General features: G+C 72.1%; 24 protein-coding genes. 17 read left to right on the forward strand and 7 right to left on the reverse strand.

Translation table 11 applies throughout. The features are described 5' to 3' along the window. Positions 1–78: 78 nt before the first annotated feature. The 3 genes from OG534_RS16850 to OG534_RS16860 form a co-directional block, all read right to left on the reverse strand. The gene (locus tag OG534_RS16850; RefSeq protein WP_326588874.1) at positions 79–729 is read right to left on the reverse strand and encodes a hypothetical protein; all 651 of its coding nucleotides are present in this window, start codon (positions 727–729) and stop codon (positions 79–81) included. A gap of 121 nt (positions 730–850) precedes the next feature. Continuing rightward, positions 851–1516, reverse strand: a complete 666-nt coding sequence (locus OG534_RS16855; RefSeq protein ID WP_326588875.1) for a GntR family transcriptional regulator — start codon at positions 1514–1516, stop codon at positions 851–853. Between the two features lie 147 nt (positions 1517–1663). Next, positions 1664–3034, reverse strand: coding sequence for an aspartate aminotransferase family protein (locus OG534_RS16860; RefSeq protein ID WP_326588876.1), 1371 nt, complete (start codon positions 3032–3034; stop codon positions 1664–1666). Between the two features lie 256 nt (positions 3035–3290). Here OG534_RS16860 and OG534_RS16865 point away from each other — a divergent pair, with 256 nt between their 5' ends. The 5 genes from OG534_RS16865 to OG534_RS16885 all read left to right on the forward strand — a co-directional run bounded on the left by OG534_RS16865 (position 3291) and on the right by OG534_RS16885 (position 7468). Then, entirely contained in the window at positions 3291–3920 is a 630-nt protein-coding gene (locus OG534_RS16865; RefSeq protein ID WP_326588877.1) for a DJ-1/PfpI family protein, read from the forward strand. Continuing rightward, entirely contained in the window at positions 3913–4395 is a 483-nt protein-coding gene (locus tag OG534_RS16870; protein WP_326588878.1) for a MarR family winged helix-turn-helix transcriptional regulator, read from the forward strand. The genes OG534_RS16865 and OG534_RS16870 overlap by 8 nt, the downstream gene beginning before the upstream one ends. 354 nt (positions 4396–4749) lie before the next feature. Next, the gene (locus tag OG534_RS16875) at positions 4750–6357 is read left to right on the forward strand and encodes a serine/threonine-protein kinase (protein ID WP_326588879.1); all 1608 of its coding nucleotides are present in this window, start codon (positions 4750–4752) and stop codon (positions 6355–6357) included. A gap of 81 nt (positions 6358–6438) precedes the next feature. Continuing rightward, positions 6439–6828 carry a nuclear transport factor 2 family protein gene (locus OG534_RS16880; protein WP_326588880.1) on the forward strand — a complete coding sequence of 130 codons (390 nt, stop codon included), beginning with the start codon at positions 6439–6441 and terminating at the stop codon, positions 6826–6828. Between the two features lie 4 nt (positions 6829–6832). Beyond that, positions 6833–7468, forward strand: coding sequence for a LysE family translocator (locus OG534_RS16885; protein WP_326588881.1), 636 nt, complete (start codon positions 6833–6835; stop codon positions 7466–7468). Positions 7469–7551: 83 nt separating this feature from the next. Here the strand turns inward: OG534_RS16885 and OG534_RS16890 are convergent, their stop codons facing one another. Beyond that, on the reverse strand, positions 7552–8031 hold the full coding sequence (locus OG534_RS16890) for an HIT family protein (protein WP_326593671.1): 480 nt from the start codon (positions 8029–8031) through the stop codon (positions 7552–7554). Positions 8032–8225: 194 nt separating this feature from the next. On the opposite strand from OG534_RS16890, the gene OG534_RS16895 reads away from it, so the two are divergent. From OG534_RS16895 to OG534_RS16930, 8 genes are all read left to right on the forward strand, one after another. Then, positions 8226–9296, forward strand: coding sequence for an alpha/beta hydrolase (locus OG534_RS16895; protein WP_326588882.1), 1071 nt, complete (start codon positions 8226–8228; stop codon positions 9294–9296). Then, the gene (locus OG534_RS16900) at positions 9289–10551 is read left to right on the forward strand and encodes an acyltransferase family protein (protein ID WP_326588883.1); all 1263 of its coding nucleotides are present in this window, start codon (positions 9289–9291) and stop codon (positions 10549–10551) included. The genes OG534_RS16895 and OG534_RS16900 overlap by 8 nt, the downstream gene beginning before the upstream one ends. Before the next feature lie 10 nt (positions 10552–10561). Next, entirely contained in the window at positions 10562–11884 is a 1323-nt protein-coding gene (locus OG534_RS16905; protein ID WP_326588884.1) for a sensor histidine kinase, read from the forward strand. After that, complete coding sequence (locus tag OG534_RS16910) at positions 11881–12552, forward strand: response regulator transcription factor (protein WP_326588885.1); 672 nt, start codon at positions 11881–11883, stop codon at positions 12550–12552. Before OG534_RS16905 ends, OG534_RS16910 begins: the two co-directional genes overlap by 4 nt. 88 nt (positions 12553–12640) lie before the next feature. Further along, entirely contained in the window at positions 12641–13984 is a 1344-nt protein-coding gene (locus OG534_RS16915; protein ID WP_326588886.1) for a sensor histidine kinase, read from the forward strand. Then, positions 13981–14640 (forward strand): response regulator transcription factor, encoded by a 660-nt coding sequence (locus OG534_RS16920; RefSeq protein WP_326588887.1) that lies wholly within the window; start codon positions 13981–13983, stop codon positions 14638–14640. The genes OG534_RS16915 and OG534_RS16920 overlap by 4 nt, the downstream gene beginning before the upstream one ends. Before the next feature lie 29 nt (positions 14641–14669). Then, positions 14670–15878 (forward strand): cytochrome P450, encoded by a 1209-nt coding sequence (locus tag OG534_RS16925; RefSeq protein ID WP_326588888.1) that lies wholly within the window; start codon positions 14670–14672, stop codon positions 15876–15878. Between the two features lie 418 nt (positions 15879–16296). Then, on the forward strand, positions 16297–16542 hold the full coding sequence (locus OG534_RS16930; protein WP_326588889.1) for a hypothetical protein: 246 nt from the start codon (positions 16297–16299) through the stop codon (positions 16540–16542). Here OG534_RS16930 and OG534_RS16935 read toward each other — a convergent pair. Further along, positions 16526–17353 (reverse strand): diacylglycerol kinase, encoded by an 828-nt coding sequence (locus OG534_RS16935; protein ID WP_326593673.1) that lies wholly within the window; start codon positions 17351–17353, stop codon positions 16526–16528. The two genes, OG534_RS16930 and OG534_RS16935, sit on opposite strands and share 17 nt — an antisense overlap. A gap of 181 nt (positions 17354–17534) precedes the next feature. On the opposite strand from OG534_RS16935, the gene OG534_RS16940 reads away from it, so the two are divergent. Continuing rightward, positions 17535–18818 carry an adenylosuccinate synthase gene (locus OG534_RS16940; protein WP_326588890.1) on the forward strand — a complete coding sequence of 428 codons (1284 nt, stop codon included), beginning with the start codon at positions 17535–17537 and terminating at the stop codon, positions 18816–18818. 191 nt (positions 18819–19009) lie between these two features. Further along, positions 19010–19534 carry a carboxymuconolactone decarboxylase family protein gene (locus OG534_RS16945; RefSeq protein WP_326588891.1) on the forward strand — a complete coding sequence of 175 codons (525 nt, stop codon included), beginning with the start codon at positions 19010–19012 and terminating at the stop codon, positions 19532–19534. A gap of 77 nt (positions 19535–19611) precedes the next feature. On the opposite strand, the gene OG534_RS16950 is transcribed toward OG534_RS16945, so the two are convergent. Next, on the reverse strand, positions 19612–21273 hold the full coding sequence (locus OG534_RS16950) for a hypothetical protein (protein WP_326588892.1): 1662 nt from the start codon (positions 21271–21273) through the stop codon (positions 19612–19614). A 229-nt stretch (positions 21274–21502) separates the two neighbouring features. Between OG534_RS16950 and OG534_RS16955 the strand changes: the two genes are divergently transcribed. Beyond that, positions 21503–22327, forward strand: a complete 825-nt coding sequence (locus OG534_RS16955; protein WP_326588893.1) for a PP2C family protein-serine/threonine phosphatase — start codon at positions 21503–21505, stop codon at positions 22325–22327. A gap of 43 nt (positions 22328–22370) precedes the next feature. Next, positions 22371–23330 carry an MASE1 domain-containing protein gene (locus OG534_RS16960; protein WP_326593674.1) on the forward strand — a complete coding sequence of 320 codons (960 nt, stop codon included), beginning with the start codon at positions 22371–22373 and terminating at the stop codon, positions 23328–23330. Between the two features lie 85 nt (positions 23331–23415). Here OG534_RS16960 and OG534_RS16965 read toward each other — a convergent pair whose 3' ends face one another. Beyond that, positions 23416–25071, reverse strand: a complete 1656-nt coding sequence (locus OG534_RS16965; protein ID WP_326588894.1) for a hypothetical protein — start codon at positions 25069–25071, stop codon at positions 23416–23418. Positions 25072–25259: the final 188 nt, after the last annotated feature.

A 25259-nucleotide genomic window follows, 5' to 3' on the forward strand; every position in this document is an offset into this window, starting at 1 on the left:
GGGGCAGAGCCCAATTCCAGCCCCGCCGGCGTTTGAGGCGCGGAGCCCGGGCAGCGGCCCCGCCCCCGACCGCCCCGCTCAGCTGAAGATGATCATCGAGCCCTGCCCGAGGCTCCGCGTGGCCGCCGCGTGCAACCCGAGCCACACGTGCCGCTCACGCGCGAAGGGACTGTCGTCGTAGGGAATCGGCCCCGCGGGCTCCTCCAGCAGCGTCGGCCGCCCCGGCGGAGCCGGCGCCGCGGGCGGGTTCCCCGGGTCTATCCCGATCGCGGGGGCCACGAACAGCAGCTCCCGCAGCAACCCCTGCGCGGACCCCAGCGGACCGCCCCCCGCCAGCAGCTCCTCGTTCGCCAGCGGCACCGCGAAGTCCACCGGGACGTACGCCCCCGCGTGGTCGTAGTGCCACACCAGGTGCGACTGCTGCGCCGTGGGCTCGAACATCTCCAGCAGCTGCTCGTAGTCCCCGCCCAGCTCGTCCACCGGGGTCACCGGCAGCCCGCAGATCTGGAGCAGGTACGCCCTCCTCAGGAAATGCAGGGCGTCGTAGTCGAAGCCGGCGACCGGGGCGACGTCCCCGCTCAGGCCCGGCATGTACGCGAACACGGGCACGGACGGCAGTCCGGCCGCGCCCAGCGCCTTGTCGTACGAGGCGATCTCTTCCGCGAAGGGGTTGTCGGGGCTGTGGCACAGCACGTCGACAAGGGGGACCAGCCACAGGTCACAGGCCACACGGCCTCCGATCAGTCGTTGCCGCCGATCGGGCCAGCGTAGTGCGCCGAACACCCTCCGCGAAGAGGTGCGCAGAACCTCGGGCCCGACCTGATCGCCCGGCCTGACCGGCAGGACGCCTCTAGATGCGGGCGGCCCAGTCCAGCGCGTGCTGGTTGTAGCCCCGCACGATGCGGCGTACCGCGTCGGCGTCGGCCAGCGTCACCGCGTCCACCAGCTCGCTGTGCCCGTCCCACAGCGCCGCCCGCAGCTGCGGCTCGCGCTGGAGGTGGGGGACGGCGAAGACCCAGCACTGGACGCGGATCCGGTGCAGGAACTCGGAGATGTAGGTGTTGGCCACCAGCCCGCTCAGCTCCCGCCAGAAGCGCAGGTCGTAGCCGATCAGCACTTCGAGCGAACCGCTGTGCGCGGCCCGCCGCGCCTCCTCGCCCCGGCGGCGCACCGACACCAGCAGCTCGCCGGAGCCGGGGGCCGTGCCGCGCTCGGCTAGCCGGCGGAAGATCCCGTCCACGACCAGCGAGCGGGCCTCGATCATTCCGCGGAAGTCGTCCACGGAGAAGATCCGCACGCGAAAGCCCCGGTGCTGGACCAGTTCGAGCAGCCCCTGGGCCGAGAGGTCGACGAGCGCCTCGCGCACCGGCGTCGCCGAGACCTCGTACTGCTCGGCGATCTGCTTGACGGTGAACTCGGTCCCCGGAGGCAGGCGTCCCGCGAGCACCTCGTCACGCAGCGCGTCCGCGATCTGCTGGCGAAGTGTGTTGCGGGTGACAGCGCCGCTGCCTGGCATAGGGGTCCGTCTCCTGTCGTAGAGCTCCGGACACCATAGGCCAGACAGCGAGGCCGAAACCGATCGGTAGGTGGCCTGTATGCGGATTCACAACCCGCTATCCGGACGCGACCCGGCCACCGGCCCCGCACGTCCCGTCCTGGGCGGCTAGCCGGCCGTGGTGTGGCGGTCGGCGACCGTCAGCGCCTCGTCCAGCAGGGCCAGTCCCTCCTTCGCCTCGGCCTCCGTGATGGTGCACGGCGGGACGACGTGGGTGCGGTTCATGTTGACGAAGGGCCACAGGCCGGAGGCCTTGCAGGCCGCGGCGAATTCGGCCATCGGCGCGTTGTCCGCACCGGCCGCGTTGTAGGGGACGAGCGGCTCGCGCGTCTCCTTGTCCCGTACGAGTTCCAGCGCCCAGAAGGTGCCGAGGCCGCGGACCTCCCCGACCGAGGGGTGGCGCTCGGCGATCTCGGCGAGCGCCGGGCCGATCACGTTCTCGCCGAGGTGGGCGGCGTGCTCGACGACGCCCTCCTCCTCCATGGTGTTGATCGTCGCGACGGCGGCGGCGCAGGCGAGGGGGTGGCCGGAGTACGTCAGTCCGCCCGGGTAGGGACGCGTGGCGAAGGTGTCGGCGATGGCGGCCGAGATGGCCACGCCGCCGAGCGGCACGTATCCGCTGTTCACGCCCTTGGCGAAGGTGATCAGGTCGGGGGTGACGCCCCAGTGGTCGGCGGCGAACCACTGGCCGGTGCGGCCGAAGCCCGACATGACCTCGTCCAGGATGAAGACGATGCCGTGGCGGTCGCAGAGTTCGCGCACGCCCGCGAGGTAGCCGGCCGGCGGGGTCATGATCCCGGCGGTGCCGGGCACGCTCTCCAGGATGATCGCCGCGATGGTCTGCGGTCCCTCGAAGGCGATGGTGTCGGCGAGGTGGGCGAGGGCGCGGGCGCACTCCTCGGCCTCGGTGGTGGCGTGGAAGGCGGAGCGGTAGAGGTACGGGCCCCAGAAGTGCACGACGCCGGCGGCGGCCGTGTCGGAGGGCCAGCGGCGCGGGTCGCCGGTCAGGTTGATCGCGGCGGCGGTGGCCCCGTGGTACGAGCGGTAGGTGGAGAGCACCTTGGCGCGGCCCGTGTGCAGACGGGCCATGCGGACGGCGTTCTCGACGGCCTCGGCGCCGCCGTTCGTGAAGAAGATCTTGTCCAGGTCGCCGGGGGTCCGCTCGGCGATGAGGCGTGCGGCCTCGGAGCGGACGTCCACGGCGAAGCCGGGCGCGAGGGTGCACAGCCGGGCGGCCTGCTCCTGGATCGCGGCGACGACCTTGGGGTGCTGGTGGCCGATGTTGGTGTTGACCAGCTGGGAGGAGAAGTCGAGGAAGCGCTTGCCGTCGTAGTCCCAGAAGTACGACCCCTCGGCCCCGGCGACGGCGAGCGGGTCGATCAGGGCCTGGGCGGACCAGGAGTGGAAGACATGCTTCCGGTCTGCGTCCTTCACTGCGGCAAGAGTGTGCGGGGTGTGCGAGGTGACATGAGGGGTCATGACGTCACGCTAGAAGTGCGCAGGTGGGGAGGGATATCGGCGGACTGTATGGGGGTGGGGGGCAGGCCTCGGCAGTCTGTCTGCGCGCGGTCGCCCTCGCGAACCATTGACAGCATCCTGTCGTCATGACAGTCTTATGTCATAAGAGCTCGCCGCAGGCCGGATCTCACCAGCGGGAACGCGCAAGCCGCGAGAGCTCGTCGCAGGACCTTGTCACCGGAGCCCGATCCGACGCTCGACACTGGAGGCGACCACCATGAGCGAGACCCCGCGCAAGCCCGTCCACCTCGCGGTCTACGACACGTACGCGGACTGGGAGACCGGCCACACCACCGCGCACCTGAGCCAGCGCGGCCACGCCGTACGGACCGTCGGCCACGCCGCCGGGCAGCCGGTCACCACCATGGGCGGTGTCCGCATCCAGCCCGACCTGGCCCTGGCCGACCTGCGGCCGGAGGACTCCTCGCTGCTGATCCTCACCGGCGCCTCGCTGTGGGACACCGGCGACGAGCTGGCGCCGTTCGCGGCGAAGGCGAGGGAGTTCCTGGCCGCCGGGGTGCCGGTCGCGGCGATCTGCGGGGCCACCGCCGGCCTCGCCCGCGCCGGGCTGCTGGACGGCCGGGCCCACACCAGCGCCGCCTCCTTCTACCTGGCGTCGCAGCCGGGCTACGGGGGCGCCGAGAGCTACGTCGAGGCCGACGCGGTGACCGACGGCGACCTGATCACGGCCGGGCCGACGGAGCCGGTGGCCTTCGCCCGCGAGGTCTTCGCCCGCCTCGACATCTACAAGCCGGACGTCCTGGACGCGTGGTACCGGCTCTTCCACGACTCGGACGAGAGCGCGTACCCGGTCCTGATGGCGGCGGCGGAGGCCGGCGATGCCTGAGCCGCTGCCGCTCGGGGCCACCCGCGCCCAGCAGGACCTGCTGAGCCGCACCGCGCTCGGGGTGTTCCGGCTGAACGGCCAGTTCCTCTCCGTCTCGGAGGAACTGGCCAGGCCGGCCGGGCTGACGGCCGCCTGGTGGCAGGTGCTCGGCGCGGTCCTGCGGGAGCCGCTGCCCGTCGCGGGCATCGCGCGGAGCATGGGCATCACCCGGCAGAGCGTCCAGCGCATCGCGGACCTGCTGGCCGCCAAGGGCCTGGCCGAGTACGTCCCGAACCCCGCCCACCGCAGGGCGAAGCTGCTGCGCCCGACGGAGGAGGGCCGCGCGGCGGTGGCCCGGATCTCCCCCGGCCACGCAGCCCTGGCCGCCCGCCTCGCCGCAGAACTGGGCGACGCCGCCTTCGCCGAAACGGTCCGCACCCTGGAACGCCTGGCCAAAGCCCTGGACACCCTCACCACCCACCCCACCGAAACCTGAACTAGACCATCCCCACCCCGGCAGCCAAATCCAGCCCCACCGGCGCCCCTCCAGTCCCGCCCGCCCTCTTCCAGCCCGCCTGCAATTCCCCCGCCGGGCAAATCCCAGCCTCGCCGGGCAAAATTCAGCCCCGCCGGCGTTTGAGGCGCGGGGCCCGGGGCGGAGCCCCGATCTTTCACCCGCCCGGCAATCCCAGCCCCGCCGGGCCAAATCCAGCCCCGCCGGCGCTTGAGGCGCGGGGTCCGGGGCTGCGCCCCGCAGTCCACCCCTGCGGCAGGCAACCGGCCGCCACCCCCAACCGTCCTTCCCGGCAGAGCCGTTCCGCACGGCCCCCGCAGGGGAGGACCACCCGGCATGGAACCACTGCACCCGCACGACCCCCACCACATCGGCCCGTACCGCCTGCTCTCACGCCTCGGCGCCGGCGGCATGGGCCAGGTCTACCTCGCCCGCTCCGACCGCGGCCGCACCGTGGCCGTGAAGCTGGTCCACCACGACCTCGCCGCCCGCGAGGAGTTCCGCATCCGCTTCCGCCAGGAGGTCGCCGCGGCCCGTCGCGTCGGCGGCGAATGGACCGCCCCGGTGCTCGACGCCGACACCGAGGCCCGGACCCCCTGGTTGGCCACCGGCTACGTCGCCGGGCCGAGCCTCCGCCAGGTCGTGGCCCACGACTTCGGCCCGTTGCCCGGCCGTTCCGTACGGATCCTGGCCGCCGGCCTCGCGTACGCCCTCCAGGACATCCACCGCGCCGGCATCGTCCACCGCGACCTGAAGCCCTCGAACGTCCTGCTCACCCTCGACGGCCCCCGCGTCATCGACTTCGGCATCGCCCGCGCCCCCACCGGGTACGACGCCGGCCTGACCCGGGTCGGCGAAGTCATCGGCTCCCCCGGCTTCATGGCCCCCGAGCAGATCCGCGGCGAACCGGTGACCGCCGCCTGCGACATGTTCTGCCTCGGCTCGGTCCTGGCGTACGCGGCCACCGGACGGCTGCCGTTCGGCGACGCGGAGCAGCCCGGCGGCTTGGCGGCACTCCTGCTCCGCAGCACCGAGGCCGAACCGGACCTGGCCGGCGTACCGGCCGAGCTGCTGGACCTCGTACGGGCCTGCCTGCACGGGGACCCCGCCGCCCGGCCCGGGCCCGCCGAGGTGCTGGCGCGGGTCGGCGCGGGGGACACCGTGGCCGACGGCAGGGCCCTGGAGCCCTGGCTTCCGGCCCCGCTGGTGGCCCGGCTCGGGCGGCACGCCGTGGCGCTGCTGGACCGCGAGGACGCCGGCCCGGACCGCGCGGCACCCCCGTCGCCCCCGTCGCCCCCGGCACTCCCCGCTCCGCCGGCGACGCCACCGCCCTCGTACTCCGCGTACCCCACCCACCCGCCGTACGCGCCGGTGGCACCGGGGCCTTCGCCCCGCACCCGCACCGCGTCGACCGCCCTCCTCCTCGCGCTGGCCACGGTCGTCGCCGTCCTGTCCGCCGGCACGGTGTACGCGGTGATGAGCGGAGCCGAGGACCCCCGGCCCCCAGTCGGCACGTCCCGCATACCGACCACGGCCGCGGCCACGGCCCCGACCACCACTGCCACCGGCGCCGCCACCTCCCCCTCCGGCGCCTCCGGCTCCACCGGCTCCGGCTACGCCACCACCGGCCTCCCCGAGGCCTACCTCGGCACCTGGCAGGCCACCCACGGCACCCAGACCTGGCGCCTCACCCTCACCCGCGGCGCGGTCGGCGACCCGGTGATGTCCCTCGCCGTCGAGGACCCCGGCTTCGCCTGCGCCTGGACGGCGCCCCTGCGCAGCGCCCCCGACCCGGTGGAACTCGGCGCCTCCACGGTCACCTCGGGCGCCCCGCCGACCTGCACACCGGGGCCCTGGAGCCGGCTCCGGCTGCTCCCCGACGGGAGCCTTTCAAGGGAGCTGGCGGGCAGCGACAACCCCCCGCTCACCTACCGCAGACAGTGACCGGGAACCGATTGTGACGAGGTCAATAAGCCTGCGGGCAAAGGTTGTTACGTATTACGGGGCTGTCGGACACTGCGGCGCATGGAGCCGTTGAAGGTAGTGGCACGACTGTGGGAGCGGATCGAGGCACGCGACTGGGACGGCGTGGCCGCGCTCATCGCCGAGGACGCCGTCATCGAATGGCCGGTGAGCGGCGAGCGCATCGTCGGGCGCGCCAACTTCATCGCCGTGAACAGCGACGACGCCTACGCGGACGAGAGATCGGTGGAACTGCTGCGGATCCTGGCCGACGGGGACCTCGTCGTCACCGAGGTGGAGATACCTCAGGACCACGTCGTCTACCGGGCCGTCTCGCTGTGGACCGTGGTGGGCGGGGAGGTCGTGGCGGCGAGGGAGTACTGGACCAGCCCCGGCCAGGACCCGGCACCCCGCTGGCGGGCGGGCCACGTCGAGCCCCTGGTGGCAGACTGAGCCGGTGCTCACCGCTCTTCTCGGCGCGACCGGGGTCCTGGCGCTGCTCACCCTCGTTCCCGGACCGGACATGGCGATCGTCACGAAACGGGCCGTCACGCGGGGGCGCGGCGACGGGCTGCGCACGGTCGCCGGGATCGCCGTCGGGCTGCTGATCTGGGGCGCCCTCACCGTGGCGGGCCTCGCGGCGCTGCTCGCCGCCTCGGCCGAGGTGTACCTGGTGGTGAAGCTCGCGGGCGCCGCGTACCTGTGCTGGCTGGGCATCCGGTCCCTGTGCCGTCCGGGCGCCGAGCCTGCCGATGAACGGCCGGAGGCGGGCGGCTCAGCGCCCGGACGACCGAAGGCGGGCCGCGGCGGGGCCTGGCGGACCGGCCTGGTCGCCAACGTCCTCAACCCCAAGATCGCCGTCTTCTACACCGGGCTGCTGCCCGCCCTCGCCCCTCCGGACCTGGGCCCGGCGCTCGGCATGGCGCTGCTCGTCCTGGTCCACGTACTGCTGACGGTGGTCTGGCTGGGCTCGTACGTGTACGTCCTCTCGCGGGCCCGGCGGTTCTTCGCGCGGCCGCGGGTCCGGCGGGCGCTGGACCGGACGACGGGCGTCGTCCTGATCGGCTTCGGCGTGCGCGTGGCGGCCACGTGACGCCTGCCGTCATGGCCGGCGTGGTGGTCTGAGGAACCGCGCGCGCCTATCCCTCAGGCTGCCGAACCTCAGGCTGCTGCTCCTCAGGCTGCCGCTCCGAGCCGGTCCAACTCCTCCCCGATGGCGGCCCGCAGGGCGTCGTGGCGCGGGCCCAGCGCGTACTGCCCACCGCGCCAGTACTCCTCCCCGTACAGCCACACGGGCAGCCTGACGCGGTCGGCGGGCTCCCAGTCGTAGCGGGGCCAGACGTGGGTGTGGAGGTACGGGTCGGTGTTGCCGAGGATCTCGATGTTCACGCGGCGGAAGGCCTGGTCGAGGCGCGCGCAGGCCCGCTCGACGGCCTCGGCGAGGCGCTCGAGATCCGAGAGGTACGCGGCCCTGCGCGCCCGGGGCAGGTCGGAGAGCCGGGTGACGGCCGGGTCGTCGGTGAGCAGCACCGCGTACCCGGGCAGGAACTGCCGGTCCCCGATGACGGCGAATCCGGAGTCGAGGCGGCGCAGGACGGTGGGGTTCTCCCCTCGGTGCGCGCTGCCGATGCGGTCGCGGCGCCAGTCGTCGTCGATCACTCCAGCACCCTAACCGACCGCCGTTGTGGCGGTGTTCGCGTATGCGGTGCCTCTCAGGTATCCCCCGTCATACCTGAGAGCTACGCGTAAACACCGCTCCATGGCGTGACGCCGACCACGGGCTCGGATTTCTAACTTCGGTAGCAGAGAGGGCCGCTGACGGCTCCTCCGGACGACCGAGGGAACACACCATGACGACGGGGACGACGGGGACGACGGGGACGGCAGGCACGGCAGGCACGGGCGGCGGTACGGCGGGGACGACCGGCGCGGCGGGGACGGCACTCGCCACCGGCCGGGCGGGGTCCGGCACGGGCGGGTCCGGCACGGGCCGGCTGCGCCGGACGCTGCTGGCCGCGCTCGTCGCCACGGCCGTGGTGTTCCCCATATCCGCCGCCGCAGCCTCCGACGTGCCCGCCCCTGTGCCCCCGGCGTTCGCCGAGGACGCCGCGCCCCAGAGCCGGTACGCCGCGAACCGCGCCAACCTGGCCGAGGCGGCCCGTATGGCCCAGGACGCCGACCGTCCGGGCCGGGCCGCCAGGCTCCGCTCCATGGAGGCGGCCGGAGCGGCGCAGTTCCTCACCTTCGACGGCCGCGGCACGGGCCGGGCCGTCGAGGTGGTCGGCGAGCTGGAGACCGCCGACCGGGTCACCGTCCTGGTGCCCGGGTCCGACACCACGCTCGACACCTACGAAAGGTTCCGGGCCGGGGCCGTCGCCCTCCAGCAGCGCCTCCAGGCCGAGCATCCGCGCTCCGCCGTGGTCGCCTGGCTCGGGTACGACACCCCCGGCACGGTCAGCACGACCGTCCTGACCGCCGGCCGCGCCGACGAAGCCGCCGGTGAACTGGCGCCCTTCCTGGACCGGTTGTCGACCATGGCGGCGCCCGGCTCCCGGCTCTCCCTCCTCTGCCACTCCTACGGTTCCGTGGTCTGCGCCCGGACCGGTACCGGACCCACGGTCAGCGACATGGCCCTGTACGGCAGTCCGGGTACGGGGGCCGGATCCGCCCGGGAGCTGCCGACCGGCGCCCGCGTCTGGGCCGGGCGGGGCAGCGCCGACTGGGTGGCCAACGTCCCGCACGTCCGGCTCGGCGGGATCGGCTTCGGCACCGACCCCGTCGACCCCGCCTTCGGGGCGCGGGCCTTCACCGCCGGCGCCGCCGGGCACAGCGACTACCTGACGCCGGGCACCGAGTCCCTCGACAGCCTGGCCGCCATCGTCCTCGGCACCACTCCCGCCCCGGAGGCCACCCATGCATGAGCTCCGCGCCCGCTGGTCCGCCCTGGCGGCGGGCATCGACGCGGCCACCCCGGCCGGCCGGGACCGGACCGTGGACGCGCTGCGGGCCTTCGCGATCCTCGGTGTGGTGCTCGGCCACTGGCTGGTCACCGCCCTGACCGCCGGCGACGGGGCCCTGAGCGCCGACAGCCCACTCACGTACATGGCCTGGCTGGCCCCGGTGTCCTGGGTGTTCCAGACGCTGGCCGTCTTCTTCCTGGTCGGCGGCCACGTCGCTGCCCGGGGCTACGCAACGGCGCGCGAGCGGGGACTCTCGTACGGCACCTGGGTCGGGCAGCGGCTGGGGCGGCTGTTCCGTCCGGTCGCCGCGGTGCTCGTCCTGTGGGTGGTGGTGGCGGGCGGCATGCTGATCGGCGGGGCGGAGCTGGACACCGTCCGGACGCTGGTCAAGCTGGTCCTGTCGCCGCTGTGGTTCCTGCTGGTGTTCGCCGCGCTCACCGCCGCGACGCCGCTCGTGGCCCGGCTCAACCCGCTGTGGCCACTGGCCGTGGTGGCCGGCGTCGACGTGTGGCGCTTCGGGCTCGGCGGGCCCGAGTGGGTCGGCTGGGTCAATGTGGCCGCCGGCTGGCTCGTCCCCTTCACGATGGGCGCCGCCTGGTCCCGCGGGGCCTTCGCCCGCCGCGGGCCGGCGCTGGTGCTCCTCGGTGCGGGCACCGCGGCCACGGTCGCGCTGATCCTGTGGGGCGGGTACCCGGCTTCCATGGTGGGTGTTCCCGGGGCCCCGATATCGAATCTGAACCCGCCGACGCTCGCCACAGTCGCGTTCGGACTGGCCCAGTGCGGGCTGGCGCTGCTGGTGCGCGAGCCGCTGGCCCGGGCCATGCAACGGCCGGGAGCCTGGGCGAAGGTGGCCCTGGTGAACCTCTCCGCCATGACGGTCTTCCTGTGGCACCAGACCGCCATGATGGCCGTCACCGCCCTCGGGCTGCTGGTCTCGGCCGACCTTCCCGGACTGCACACCGTGCCCGACTCGGTGGGCTGGATAGCGGCCCGACTGCTGTGGCTTCCGGTGTTCGCCGCGGCACTGGCGCTCTGCTGGGCGGCGTTCCGTACGTACGAACAGACCTCCCGGCGTCCGAAGCCCGGCCCCGCCATGGCCCAAACCGCCCCCACCGCCCCCACCGCCCCCACCGCCCCCACCTCCACCGCAGACGTCCCCCGCCCCCGGACGGCCGCCGCCACCAAGGAAATCGCCCATGTCCAGGGCCGGCCTTAGCCTGAACGACGTGAACCAGCAGACCGCACCGCCCACCGCCGAGCACCGCAACGACCTGCCGCGCGGCCTGGCCCGGGAGCTGTTCACCGTGAAGCGGGATCCCCTCCCGAAGATGTCCCGGCCGCGCTGGATTGCCTGGCTGCCGCATGTGATCCTCGGCTACGCGGCCATACCCAGCGGTGTCCTGACGGGGATGCAGCTGAACGACCACTACAAAGTCTTCGGCGCGGCCGTGCTGGGACTGTCGCTGCTGACGTCCGCGTCCGTCCTGCTCAGCATGTTCCGGCCGATCGCCGCCTGGTGGCTCGGCCTCGTCACCGCGGCTCTCGTCGCCTGGGTCATCCACGACCACGTCGGTCACGGACAGTCCTGGCCCTGGACGCCCGCCGGGCCGTTCACGCTCGCGCCGCTGATCCTGATGGTCGCCCTGCGCGTGCCGCCCCGGGTGACCGTCTGGGTCATCGGCATCACGCTCGCCCTCTCCGGGCTGGCCGAGGCCGTCCTCAGACCGCCGCAGAGCGGGACGATCCTCGCGGGCGTGGCCATCCTCTTCGGGTTCGTGGGAATCCTCGGCTACGCCCTGCGGGCCACCCGCCTGGCCCGCGGCAAACTCGTCGAGCAGGAGACCCTGACCGAGGAGGAGCGGGCCCGGCGCACGCTGCTCGAGGAGCGCAGCCGGATCGCCCGCGAACTGCACGACGTCGTCGCGCACCACATGTCGGTGATCTCCATCCAGGCGCAGGTCGCCCCGCACCTCGTGGAGAACCCGTCCGAGGAACTCAAGGAGAACCTGGCCGGCATCCGGGAGAACGCGCTGGAAGCTCTCACGGAGCTGCGGCGGGTGCTGGGCGTGCTGCGCTCGGAACAGCCCGACGATCCCGCGAACCCCCATCATCCGCAGCCCACCCTCGCCGAGCTGGACGGCCTCGTGGACAACGTGCGGGGGGCCGGTCTGGACGTGACCACCGAGACCGCGGGCATCCGGCGCCCGCTGACCCCGGGCGTGGAGCTCACCGCGTACCGGATCGTGCAGGAGGCGCTGAGCAACTGCCTGCGCCACGCACCCGGTTCGCGGGTGGAGGTCGGCGTCGCGTACGGCCCGCGGGACCTGCACCTGTGCATTTCCAACACCGCGCCCACCCGGCCGGCCCCGCCCTCGCACGGGGCGGGACACGGACTGCTGGGGATGCGGGAGCGGGCAGGCATGCTGGGAGGCGAACTGGCGGCGGGTCCGCGCCCCGACGGCGGGTACGAGGTGAGCGCCGTCCTCCCGATGGATCCGCAGGGCCTGCCCGCCGGGCCCGCCCCCGAGAGTAAGAAGATGGCCCCATGAGCTCCCCGATCAAGGTGATGATCGCCGACGACCAGATGATGGTCCGGCAGGGCTTCACCGTGCTCCTCAACGCGCAGCCCGACATCGAGGTCGTGGGACAGGCGGTGGACGGGGCCGACGCCGTGGCGAAGGTCTCCGAGCTGGCCCCGGACGTGGTTCTGATGGACATCCGCATGCCGGGGATGGGTGGCATCGAGGCCACGTCCGTGATCACGAGCGGGCCCGATGCCGCCGTGAAGGTGCTGGTGCTGACCACCTTCGACCTCGACGAGTACGTGTACGAGGCCCTGCGGGCCGGGGCCTCCGGGTTCCTGCTCAAAGACGCGTCGGCCGACCAGCTCGCCGAAGCGGTGCGGGTGGTGGCGGCCGGTGAGGCGCTGCTCTCGCCGAACATCACGAAGCGGCTGATCACGGAGTTCTCGCGGCTGGGCGCGCCGCGCGCGCCCTCGCGGGCCCGCATCGACGAACTGACCGAGCGGGAGACCGAGGTGCTGTCGCTGATCGCCCAGGGCCTGTCCAATGCGGAGATCTCGGAGCACCTGGTCCTGGCCGAGCAGACGGTGAAGACCCATGTGAGCCGGATCCTGGTGAAACTGGGGCTGCGGGACCGGACGCAGGCGGCCGTTTTCGCGTACGAGACGGGTCTGATCCGCCCGACGGGCTACTGACGGGCCCGTGTAGTACTTGAGAGGGACCCCGGGATATCCCCATCAGCGGCGACGCAGACGACGGCGGTCCGGACCTACGGTGGTGTGTATGACCGAGACGACCACCGGGGGGACAGCCCGGACGCCTGAAATCCGAATTGCATCGGAGGTGATCGCGACCCTGCGCAAGGACCTCATCACCGATGCCTTCGCCTACCGGCCGCTGCCGCTGGTGCAGACCCCCGGCCGCATCGCGCGAAGGCTTCCCCAGGGGATCCGGCGGTACGCACCGTACAAACGCCATGTGGCGGTGGCAGCCCTGGCCTTCTTCGTCGGGCTGGTCACGCTCAACACACAGTCGGGCGCTTGGGGCGATCTCGGGCAGATCACCATGGCGCTGCTGGCCGCGACTCCCGTCCTCATGACGCTGGTGCGGCCGGTCGGCGCGTGGTGGGCGGCCATGGTGATGACGGTGGTGCTGGCCGGCGTCAGCGGTGGCTACAACTGGCCGTGGACCGGCGGCAGCTTCCTGTCGTACATCGCGGTCATGGTCCTGGTCACGCTGCGGACCGGGCCCCGGGTGGCGGCCTGGATGTGGGCGCTCACCCTCGCGCTGGGAACGGCGATCTCCATCCTGTTCAACGGCCAGTGGGGTTCGAACCTGCCGGAGATGGCGGTGACCTCGGCCTTCGCCCTGGCGATCGCCAGCAGCATCCAGATACGCCGGCACGCGAAGGCGGAGGTGAGCGCACAGCAGGAGGTCACGGCCGTCGAGCGGGACAAGCGGACGCTGCTGGAGGAGCGGACCACGATCGCCCGGGAGTTGCACGACGTGGTGGCCCACCACATGTCGGTGGTGGCGATCCAGGCGGAGGCCGCTCCGTACCGGGTGAAGAACCCGCCGCCGGAGCTGGAGGCGGCGTTCGTCACCATCCGGGAGAACGCGGTGGCTGCCCTGACGGAGCTGCGGCGGGTCCTGGGTGTGGTGCGCTCCGCCGACTACGAGGCTCCGGACGCCCCGCAGCCGACGCTGGCCTCGCTGGACGGGCTCCTCGCCAATGTGCGGGAGGCCGGGCTGCATGTGGAGAAGACGGTCACGGGCGCGGTGCGGGAGCTGCCGCAGGGCGTGGAGCTGTCGGCGTACCGGATCATCCAGGAGGCCCTGAGCAACACCCTGCGGCACGCGCCGGGCGCGGCGGCCGGGGTGGAGGTGTCCTACGTGCTGGGCGGCCTGGGGATACGGATCGTCAATGAGGCGGCGACCGGGGATGCGCGGCCCTCGCCGGGGGCCGGGCACGGGATCACCGGAATGCGGGAGCGGGTGGCCATGCTGGAGGGGGAGATGACGGCCGGACGGACGGCCGCGGGCGGGTACGAGGTGTCGGTGTTCATACCGGTGCCCATCCGTCCGGAGCCGGTGACGGAGCCGGATCCGCGGGAGGGCTCGGTATGACGATCAGGGTGCTGATCGTCGATGACCAGATGATGGTGCGCGAGGGCTTCTCCGTCCTGCTGAACGCCATGGACGGCATCGAAGTGATCGGCGAGGCGGTCGACGGCCGGGAGGCCATCACCCAGGTGGCGGCGCTGCGGCCGGACGTGGTGCTGATGGACATCCGGATGCCGCAGATGAACGGCCTGGAGGCGACGCGGGAGATCGTGGCCTCGGACACGGACGCGAAGGTGCTGGTCCTGACGACCTTCGACCTCGACGAGTACGTGTACCAGGCGCTGCGGGCCGGGGCCTCCGGGTTCCTCCTCAAGGACGCGTCGGCCCGTCAGCTGGCGGACGGGGTACGGGTGGTGGCGGCCGGCGAGGCCCTGTTGGCGCCCTCGGTGACCAAGCGGCTGATAGCGGAGTTCTCGAAGATCTCCGAGGCGCGCAAGCTCGCGGACCCGGCGGGAGTGGGTGAACTGACGGAGCGGGAGACGGAGGTGCTGATCCTGATCGCGCAGGGGCTGTCCAACGCGGAGATAGCGAACCGGCTGATCGTCGCGGAGTCCACGATCAAGACCCATGTCAGCCGGATCCTGGTGAAGCTGGGGCTACGCGACCGGACGCAGGCGGCGGTGTTCGCCTACGAGACCCGCCTCGTGACACCGGCCTGATCCGGCGGGACAGCGCTTAGTCTGCGGGGATGGGCTTTGATCCGTGGGATGCCGCGTTCGTCGCCGATCCGTATCCGGCGTACCGGGAGTTGCGGGAGCAGGGGCGGGCCGTGTGGTGTGAGGCCACCGGGCAGTGGCTGGTGCCGCACTACGCCGATGTGAGTGCGCTGCTGCGGGACCGGCGGCTGGGGCGGACCTACCTCCACCGGTTCTCGCACGAGGAGTTCGGGCGGCAGGCGCCGCCGCCGGAGCACGAGCCGTTCCACGTGCTCAACGGCAACGGCCTGCTGGACCTGGAGGATCCCGCGCACGCGCGGGTGCGCAGGCTGGTGGCGAAGGCCTTCACTCCGCGCACGGTGGAGCAGCTCGTGCCCGCCGTGCGGCGGCTGGCCCAAGGCCTGGTGGGACAGTTGCTCGCGGACGGCGGCGGGGATCTGCTCACCACCGTCGCCGAGCCGCTGCCGGTGGCCGTGATCGCCGAGCTGCTCGGCGTGCCGGAGGCGGACCGGGGGCCGCTGCGGCCCTGGTCGGCGGACATCTGCGGGATGTTCGAACTCCGTCCGGACGAGGAGACGGCGCGGCGGGCGGTACGGGCGAGCATCGAGTTCAGCGACTACCTGCGGGATCTGATCGCCGAGCGGCGCAAGAACCCGGGCGAGGATTTGATCTCCGGGCTGATCGCCGCCCACGACGAGGAGGGCCGGCTCAGCGAGCAGGAGATGATCTCCACCTGCGTCCTGCTGCTGAATGCCGGACACGAGGCCACCGTCAACACCACCGTCAACGGGTGGTGGGCGCTGTTCCGCAATCCCGGGCAGCTCGCCGCGCTCCGCGAAAACCGCGATCCCGAAAAGTTGTCCACAGCTGTGGATGAACTCATGCGGTACGACACTCCCCTCCAGATGTTCGAGCGCTGGGTGCTCGACGACATCCGGATCGGGGACACCGAGATCCCCCGCGGAGCCGAAATCGCACTGTTGTTCGGGTCGGCGAACCGGGATCCCGCTCGGTTCGAGGATCCCGACGTGCTGGACCTCGTACGGGCCGACAATCCGCACCTGAGCTTCGGGGCCGGGATCCACTACTGCCTGGGGGCGCCACTGGCGCGGCGGGAGCTGGAGGCCTCGTTCGGCGCACTGCTGGCGGACGGAGTCCCGCCTCTGCGGCTCGTCGAGGAGCCGCAGTGGCAGGACGGCTACGTCATCCGGGGGCTGAAGCAGCTGCTCGTCGCGTTCTAGGCGACGGCGACCGGGCGGGCCCGGAGCCAAGGCGTCAGCGCGCCGCCTCCCGCGCGCGGGACGGGCGTAACCCACGGCGCGGGAGTGCGGGGCCCACAGGATCCCGCCCACCGCCGGGTCGCCCGCCAGCCGCACCACCTGCACGGAGGGGGCCGGCGTCGCCGTACGGGGCCACGCGCGGGGCGGCAGGACCCGCCGGCCCAGTACACCCAGGGTCAGCACGTGCCGCCCGTCCTCCAGGACCAGCACCGGCGGGCGCCACCGCGCACGGACCACCACGGCCTCGTACGGGGTCCAGCGCACCGCCGGGTCCCGCAGCACCCGCCGGACCCGCCGCACGGCAGCCAGCTCCCGCACCCCGAGCGCCACCGGACTCAGCAGCACCACCAGCGAAACCACCAGCAGCATCACCGGCCGGGTGAGCGCGGCAGCGACCACCGCCGGCCAGCAGAGCACCGGCAGCAGGCACAGGAGCAGCCCGTCCCGCCGCCAGTCCCCCAGCGCGTCCCGCAGCCCCGCCGCGTCCCCGATCGCCGCGTCACCCAGCGGCGGCGCGTCACCCAGCGCCGACGCGCCCGGCACCACCGCACCCGGCACCGGCACCGGCGCCGCCGCGTCCCCGGTCCCCCGCTCGTCCCGCCCCCGCGTCATCGGGGCAGCGTGAGGGTCCAGGCCCCGGGCCGCAGGGTCCACGTGCGGCGGCGGACCGGGCCGGTCATCGCCGCGTCGGCGCGGTAGCGGAAGTCCGCGCCCGACACCGTCACCGTCTTCGCCCGCACGGTCACCGTCGAGCCGGCGGTGCCACCGCCCGTCCGGACCACGACCTCCGCCGGACCGCCGTCGTCCCGGATGCGAACCGAGACGTCCTCCACGGGCTGGTCCACGTCCGCCAGCAGCACTCCGTCGGCCTCCACCCGCAGCCGGTGGTGGCCCGCGCCCGCGCCGCCGGCCGCCGCCACCGGGCGGGTCAGCGTCCGCACCAGCGAGCGGTACGCACTCCACACCGACGGCCGGGACGGTCGCGCGGCCCGCAACGGCGGGATCCGCAGCCCGCCCAGCACCACCCCGTCACTGTCGTCGACCAGCAGGTCGCACATCCGGACCGACCCGTCGAGCACCGCCCGGGCCGCGGTGACCGCGGACTGCGGCACGCCGAGGGACCGGGCCAGCCCGAGGGAGGCGACGGGCCCCACCGGGATCAGAGCCAGCGCACCCTCGCCCAGCCCGCGCTCCCGGTGCAGCAGCCCCACGGCCCGCACCAGGGCCCGGTCGTCACCCACGATCACCGGCTGCCGATGGCCCCGGCGGGCCAGAGCCCGCGCAAATTCCTCCTGCGAATCCGGGAGGCAGATTTTCGCTGCCGCGCCCGCTGACAACACATCTTTCGCGATCCGCACGGACTCGCCGTCCAAACGGCGGGCGACCGGGTCGACGAGCACGAGCAGACCGCCTACCGGCGCGCCCGCATGGCTCATGGTGGGCTCTGGAGCCGACACCTCGGTCCTTCCTCGGGTAGCATCTTTGTGCAAGAGGCCCTTGCGCTATTGCGCCAGGGCCTTCGTCTATTCCGGGGTACCGGTCCGACGGCTCAGCCTGCGTACATCGTCGTACGCCCCCTGACCTTGGACATGCCCCATCCGGAAGAGGTGTACGCCTGTGCCCGCTCTTGTGCTGCTCGGAGCTCAGTGGGGTGACGAGGGCAAGGGAAAGGCCACCGACCTGCTCGGTGGATCCGTTGACTATGTAGTGCGCTACCAGGGCGGCAACAATGCCGGCCACACGGTCGTCGTCGGCGACCAGAAGTACGCGCTGCACCTTCTCCCTTCCGGCATCCTCTCCCCCGGATGCACCCCGGTCATCGGTAACGGAGTCGTCGTCGACCCGGCCGTCCTGCTCTCCGAGCTGCGCGGTCTGAACGAGCGCGGCATCGACACCTCCAAGCTGCTCATCAGCGGCAACGCGCACCTGATCACGCCGTACAACGTCACCCTCGACAAGGTCGGCGAGCGCTTCCTCGGCAAGCGCAAGATCGGTACGACCGGTCGCGGCATCGGTCCGACCTACGCGGACAAGATCAACCGCATCGGCATCCGCGTGCAGGACCTCTACGACGAGTCGATCCTCACCCAGAAGGTCGAAGCGGCTCTGGAGGGCAAGAACCAGCTCCTCGCGAAGCTGTACAACCGCCGCGCGATCGACGCCGCCCAGATCGTCGAGGAGATGCTCCAGTACGCGGAGCAGATCAAGCCGTTCGTCGCCGACACCACCCTGATCCTCAACAACGCGCTGGACGAGGACAAGGTCGTGCTGTTCGAGGGCGGCCAGGGCACCCTGCTCGACGTCGACCACGGCACCTACCCCTTCGTCACCTCGTCGAACCCGACCGCGGGCGGCGCCTGCACCGGTACCGGCGTGGGCCCGACGAAGATCAGCCGTGTCATCGGCATCCTCAAGGCCTACACAACCCGAGTCGGCGCGGGCCCGTTCCCGACCGAGCTGTTCGACCAGGACGGCGAGGACCTGCGCCGCATCGGCGGCGAGCGCGGCGTGACCACCGGTCGCGACCGTCGCTGCGGCTGGTTCGACGCGCCGATCGCACGTTACGCCACCCGTGTGAACGGCCTCACCGACTTCTTCCTCACCAAGCTGGACGTACTGACCGGCTGGGAGCAGATCCCGGTGTGCGTCGCGTACGAGATCGACGGCAAGCGCGTCGAGGAGCTCCCGTACTCGCAGACGGACTTCCACCACGCGAAGCCGATCTACGAATACCTCCCCGGCTGGTCCGAGGACATCACCAAGGCCAAGACCTTCGAGGACCTGCCGGCGAACGCCCAGGCCTACGTCAAGGCCCTGGAGGAGATGTCGGGCGCCCCGATCTCCGCGATCGGCGTCGGCCCCGGCCGCACCGAGACCATCGAGATCAACTCGTTCCTGTAGGCAGGACACGCACCACCGGAGGGGCGGGACGCGCACGGCGCGCCCCGCCCCTCCGTCGTACCCGCCGTACCCGCTGACGCTGACGCGGGCGGCACTGATAAGAAACTTTCCGCATCCGGTCACATTCGTGCCGGGCCGTCCGTCAGTGCTGTGGAGACGCCGATCCGAACGATCCGAAGGAGACAGCAGCCATGACGGACACCCAGAACGCCTCGGACAACTCGAACACCTCGAACACCTCGATCTCGCGGATGCCCAACCCGGCCGAGTTCGTCCCCGAACTGAACGACATCAGCGCCGCCCTCTTCCGGGCGACGGGCAACCGCTCGGTGCCGCGCAAGACGATCAGCCTCGTCCACCTGCGCGCCGGGCAGATCGTCCACAACACCTACCTGACCATCCTGAACACCGGCTTCCTGCGCAAGGCCGGGGAGACCGAGGAGCGCATCACCGCCGTCTCCTCCTGGCAGGACGCCCCCTACTTCACCGAGGCCGAGCGCGCCGCCCTCGCCCTGGTGGAGGCCACCCTCCAGCCCGCCCCGCGCGGCACGGAGCGCGTCTCCGACGAGCTGTACGCCGAGGTGGCCAGGCACTACGACGAGAAGGCCATCGCCACGCTCACCATCGCGATCGGCCAGATCAACTTCTACATCGCCCTGGCGGTCATCGGGAAGCCGCAGCCGGTCACCTCGCTGGCCGACGAGCAGTGGGACTGAAGAACCCGGCAGACCCCGGTGACGCCGGAGGGGCGGCACGCCCGCGCGTGCCGCCCCTCCGCGTACTCACCGGTGGATCAGTTGGATTCGTAGACCCCGAAGAGGTCGACGATCAGGTCGACGTCCTTCCAACCCTGGTTCCAGTAGTGGACGATGGCGTGCTCGCCCGCGCTCGCCTGCACCAGGTTCGGGACGGTCTTGCCCGCCGTCCAGTTCAGGACGGAGGAGTTGGGACGGGGCGGCTGCGGCGCGTCGGGGTGGTCGTTCAGCAGCCACGGGAACGGGCTCGGGGCGACCGAGAGGAACCCGGCCTCCTTCGTGTTGGTGACCGTGGTGTTCAGCGCGATGGCCTCGACCCCCTCGGCGTCCGAATCCGGGGCGAACCACTGCGCGATGTAACCGCGGGCCGGCACGGGCCCTTCGCCGTACCAGCTCTCGGGGTCGCGGGTGTCGATCGTCCGCACCGGGGCGAACGGCGTGAAGGCCGCCTTGCCGGCCGGGCTGTAGTAGCCGACGATGTCGACGACCACGTCGGCGCCGGCCCAGGCACCGTTGCGGATGGAGATCTTCCCGTCCGGACCGACCGGCACGATCACCGCGTTGGCGACCGTCTGACCTGCGGCGAAGTTCACGTTGGACGTGACCGGCGCCTGCTGGCCGCTCGGGTAGGCGCTCAGGTGACCGTCCTGCCGCGGGTTGGTGACGGTCATGTTCAGCGCCACGGCGGTGATCCCGGCCGGGACACCGTTCTTGCCCGAGATCTGCACGTCGAACGCGCTCTGCCCAGCGACCTGGCCCTTGGCCGCGCCGAGGCCCTCGCGGGTGTCGACGGCGCGGACCGGGGTCAGCGAGGTGTAGCCGCTGGCCTCGGACTGGGTGAAGTAGCCGGTGACGTCCGCGATCAGGTCGACCGAACCCCAGCCGCCGTTGAAGAGCTCCACGTGGCCGTCGGTGCCCACCGGCACGATGACCAGGTTCGGGACGGACTGGCCGGCCGTGTAGTTGAGGTTCGACGTGATCGGCCGCTCGGAGCCCGCGCCGGGCCAGGCCGTGACGTGACCGTCGGCGACGGTGTTGGTGACGGTGACGTTGAGGACGACCGCCTGGACGCCGGCGGGGACCTTGGCGTTCCCGGCCACCTTCACACGGGCCGTGCCGCGGGGAGCGACCTTGGCCGCCACCGCGCCGGTGCCGTTACGGGTGTCCAGCAGCCGGGTCGGGGCGTGCGGGGTGAAGTCGCTGCCCCGCGTGAGGAACGGGAGCGTGTTGACGGCCTTGACTCCATTGGCGGCGTCGGTCACCGTCACCGTGACCTTGTACTCGCCGAGCTTCGCGTACGTGTGGACGTGCTCCACCACGCCGGAGCCGTTGGCGGTCGACTTCTCGACCTTCCCGTCGCCCCAGTCGATGACGACGTCGAGCGGGACGTCCTCGCTCGTGATCTCCGACTGGAGCACCACGCCGTGCGCGGTGATGGCCACGCCTTCGACACCCACGGCGAGGCCCGGGTTCCCCGCCACGGACTGCGCCTGGGCCCCCGCGGCCTTGTTCTTGCCCGCCGGCAGCGCCGTGCGGACGGTCCGGTCGGCAGGGCTGCGGAAGGTCTGGGCGGCAGCCGCCCTGGCCTTGTCCAGAGCGCCGGCGGCGGGCGAGGACGCCCCACCTGCGGCGGGCCCGGCAGCGGGCCCGGCAGGAGCGGCCTGAGCCGTGCCCGGCAGGAGCCCCACACCCGCCGCCACGAGGGCAGCGGAAATCACGAATCGGCGATTGCGCACCGAATTCCCCCCAATTTTGCTGTTGACAGCCAAACAATCGAACAAGTTCGAAACCTTGTTCAGGGTACAGATGATCACGGCCTCGACGGTCTCGGGGGGCGGGTTCCGGGTGGCCGGAAATATGATGTCCACGGGCTGTGCGCGCAGCGGAAGCAGGGACGGACGGACGGATGGATGCACCTCGGAGCGTTCCGTGACTCCGCGCCGCGCACCGCGGGGAGCCAGCGCCGACCTGCTCAGCACCCTCGGGCGGCTCGCGGCCCAGGCACGCGCAGGGGTCGAGCTGCAGCAGGCCCGGGTGGAACTGGCCGAGGCGCTGCAGCGCGAGCTGCTGCCGGCCACGCTGCCCGCGGTGCCGGGGCTGCGGACCGCCGCCCGGTACGCGCCCGCCCGCAACGGTCTGGACATCGGCGGCGACTGGTACGACGGCTTCCGGCTGCCCGGGGGCCCTCTCGCCTTCTGCATCGGCGACGTCCAGGGACACGACGTGGAGGCAGCCGCCTTCATGGGGCAGGTCCGGATCTGTCTGCGCGCCGTGGCCGCCGTCATCACCGATCCGGGCGAGGTGCTGAGCCGGGCCAACGAGGTGCTGATCTCCATGGACCGCGAGCTCTTCGCCACCTGCAGTCTGCTCCGCTTCGACCCGGACACGCGTGAGCTGGAGAGCGCCCGGGCCGGCCACGTGCCCTCCGTCTGGGCCACGGTCGACGGCCGCTACGGGATATCCGAGGACGCCGGCGGGCTGCCGCTGAACCTGATGCCCGGGTCGGGATACGCGGTGACCCGGCGGCGGCTGACGACCGCGGGCTCGATCGTCCTGCTCACGGACGGCGTGGTCGAGGGGCCGAAGTTCCCGATCGAGAGGGGGCTGGAGCGCGTGGCCCGGGTCGTCAGGGAAGGGGCGGGCACCGATCCCGACGAGCTGGCCGCCGAGGTGATGAAGGTGGCCGACTCCACCGGCCACTCCGACGACGCGGCGGTACTCGTCCTCAGCCACGACGAGGCCGCACCCCGCTAGCGCGTGTCACGCCCGGCCCGGGCCGGGGCTGTTGTCTGATGCTGTGGTGCGCATCGAGGAATGGCGACGTTTCCCCGCGGTCCTTCTTCCGATCCTCGCCGTCGCCATCGCCTACTACGCCAGCGGATGGCTCGGCCTGCACCAGCGCGTGGTCGTCGACGGCGCCGAGGTCACGCCCCTGTGGCCGCCCACCGGCATCGCCGTCGCCGCCCTGCTCTGGATGGGCCTTCGGGTGTGGCCGGGGATCGCCCTCGGCGCGTACCTCGCCATCGAGCGGATCAGCGACGTCGACTTCCCCAGCCTCGGCATCATCGCGGGGAACACCCTCGCCCCGGTATGCGCGTACCTGATGCTCCGCAAGGCGGGCTTCCGCATCGAGATGGACCGGCTGCGGGACGCCCTGGCGCTGGTCTTCCTGGGCGGTCTGCTGCCGATGCTGATCAGCGCGACAGCCGGAACCTGGACGCTGGTGCTCTCCGGCGACATGCCGATGATCCGGTTCTGGCCGGTCTGGTCGGCCTGGTGGGCCGGAGACGCCATGGGGGTGCTCGTGGTGACCCCGCTGCTGCTCGTCCTGGGCAGGGCCCGGCGGCTTTGGGACGGCTACCGAGCGGCCGAGGCGGCGGCCCTGATGGCCACGACCGTGATCGTCGCCCTCGTGGCCACCCGGAGCTCCATCTCCCTGCTCTTCCTCGTCTTCCCGGTGATCATCTGGGCCGCCGTGCGGTTCCAGCTCGCCGGGTCCGCGCCGTGCACCCTGCTGGTGTCGGTCCTGGCGATCGCGGCGGCGACCGAGCGCGCCGGACAGTTCTCCGAGCACAGCCTCCTGGGGATCATGGTCAACCTCCAGGCCCTCAACGGGGCGGCGGCCCTGACCGGGCTGCTGCTGTCGGCGCTCGTCACCGAGCAGAACAACGTCCGCCTGAAGATCGAGCAGGTCTGCGAGGACCTGGCCGAACTGGTGGAACACCTGGCACAGGGCGGCAGACCGCCCGAACGCTGAGCGCTCGAACACTGAGTGCCCGAACGCCGGGTGCCCGAACGCAGGGTGCCCCGGGGGCGGCGTCCCCGGGGCACCCTGCGTTGGGCTACTTGGTCTCGTAGTAGCCGAAGACGTCGACGACGAGGTCGGTGTTGTCCCAGCCCTGGTTCCAGAAGTCGACGACGCCCGTGTTGCCAGAGCTCGTCTGGACCAGGTTCGGGACGGTCCGGCCGGCCGTCCAGTTCAGGGTCGACGCGGTGGGACGCGCCGGGAAGACGGACGTCTTGTCCTTGTACTGCTGCCACGTGTTCGGGTCCGGGGCCACCGACAGGAAGCCGGTGCCGGCCGTATTGGTGACCGTGGTGTTCAGCACGTACCCGGCGATGTGGGGCTCGTCCGGGGACAGCGCCAGCCAGACGTAGCCGCGGGCGCGCAGCGGGCCGTGGATCCAGCTCGCCGCACGGGTGTCGAGCAGCCGGCCGGGCTTGAGCGGCATGAAGGCGCCCTTGCTGTCGGCGCTGTAGTAGCCGACCACGTCGACGACGACGTCGGTGCCCGCCCAGGCGGCGTTGCGGACGTTGATGCTGCCGTCGGGACCGACGGGCACGATCACCGAGTTGGCGACCGTCTGGCCGGCCCTGAAGTTCACGTTCGACGTGGTCGGGATCGACCCGCCGCTCGGGAAGACCGTCAGGTGACCGGCCTCCTTGGGGTTGGTCACCGTCACGTTCAGGGCCACGGCGCTGATGTTCTGCGGAACACCGCGGAGCCCGCCGATCCGGGTCCCGAAGGTCGTCTGGCCGGGGAGCTGTCCCCTGGACGTCCCGAGGCCCTCGCGGGTGTCGACGAAGCGGGCCGGGGTCATCGGCGTGTAGCCGGCGGCCTCGGTGCGGGTGAAGTAGCCGGTCACGTCGGCGATCAGGTCGACCGCGTCCGCACCGCGGTTGGCCAGCTCCACGTAGCCGTTCTTGCCGACCGGCACGATCACCAGGTTCGGGACGGACTCGCCCGCCTCGAAGTTGACGTTCGAGGTCGTCGGACGCTCGGTGCCCTCGGGGAACGCCGTGATGTGCCCGGCGCCGGTGGTGTTCGTGACGGTCACGTTGAGGGCCACGGCGGTGACCCCCTCCGGGATCGCGCCGTTGCCACCGACCTTCACGCGCGTCGAGCCGTACGGGGCGACCTTGCCCTGCGCCGCGCCGGTCCCGTTACGGGTGTCCAGGAGGCGGGTCGGGGTGTACGGGACGAAGTCCGAACCGGCGGTCATGACCTGGAACGCGTTGACGACCTGGGCCTGGTTCGCCGGGTCCGTCACGGTGACCGTGATCGTGTACTCGCCCAGCTTCTCGTACGCGTGGCTGCTCTTCAGCACGGTCGAGCCGAACGCATCCGACTCGTCCTTCGGACCACCGTCGCCCCAGTCGACGGAGATGCTGAGCGCGGCGTCCGCGCTGATGACGGAGGTCTCGAGGTTCAGCGCATGCGCCGACGTGCTCGCGGCGTTCAGGACGATGGCCAGGTCCGGGTTGCCGGCGGCCTGCTGGGCGGCGGCCCCGGTCTTGCCGCCGGGCAGGGCCTTGCGGACCGAGCGCTCGGCGGGGCTCTTGAAGGTCTTGAGGTTCGGCGCCGCGGACTTCCCCGGGCCCACGACGGGAGCACTCACCCCCGGCGCGACCGGTTCGGCCGCCTGCGCCAGCCCCGGCGCGAGACCGATGGTGGCCGCGATGACGGCAACGGAAATTACGAGACGGCGACTGCGCACCGGCCCCCCCATTTTTTGAACGTGCTCAGGATTGAGGGTCCAGAGTACATAGATCATCACGGAACGATCGCCGAATATCCCTGAGAGAAGGGGGAGTTGGCGGGTTTCCGTCCCAGGCTGAGGCGAATGCCAGGGGGTGGGACGGGACGGGGCGGGGCGGGGGCTTCGAGGAGCGGGAAGCCTGAGCC

Source organism: Streptomyces sp. NBC_01294 (assembly GCF_035917235.1).
GTDB lineage: Bacteria > Actinomycetota > Actinomycetes > Streptomycetales > Streptomycetaceae > Streptomyces > Streptomyces caledonius.